General features: G+C 47.7%; 1 protein-coding gene. It reads left to right on the top strand.

Features of this window, described 5'->3' with window-relative positions; translation table 11 throughout:
• A partial coding sequence (locus R7190_RS29245) for a type IV pilus twitching motility protein PilT (protein WP_318138122.1) occupies positions 1 to 467 on the top strand: 467 nt, incomplete at its 5' end.
• Positions 468 to 581 lie beyond the last annotated feature (114 nt).

The raw sequence follows: 581 nt of genomic DNA on the forward strand, positions 1-581 counted from the left end.
CATTGCGTGAAGACCCAGATGTGATCCTTGTCGGTGAGATGCGTGACAAAGAAACCATCAGCCTTGCGTTAACGGCGGCGGAAACGGGTCACCTAGTTTTCGGTACGTTGCACACCAGTTCAGCAGCAAAAACCATCGACCGTATCATCGATGTGTTCCCAGGTAGTGACAAAGACATGGTGCGTTCCATGTTGTCTGAATCCCTTCGTTCAGTTATCGCGCAAAAACTGTTGAAACGTAATGGCGGTGGTCGTATCGCTTGTCACGAAATCATGATGGCAACGCCCGCTATTCGTAACTTGATTCGCGAAGACAAAGTCGCGCAGATGTACTCAATCATTCAAACGGGTGCCGCGCATGGAATGCAAACCATGGAACAAAATGCCCGTCAGTTGATGGCGCAAGGCATGGTTTCGCGCGAAGAAGTCGACAGCAAGATTGGGCTTGAAGTGCAGCAATTCTCGTAACGTTCATACAGATAATGGTGAATACGGAAGATGGATCTGAATAAATTTCTTGAAGGTATGTTGACGTTAAAAGCGTCGGATCTTTACATCACGGTTGGTGCGCCAATTCTATTT

The sequence above is a fragment of the Vibrio sp. 1078-1 genome, assembly GCF_033340475.1.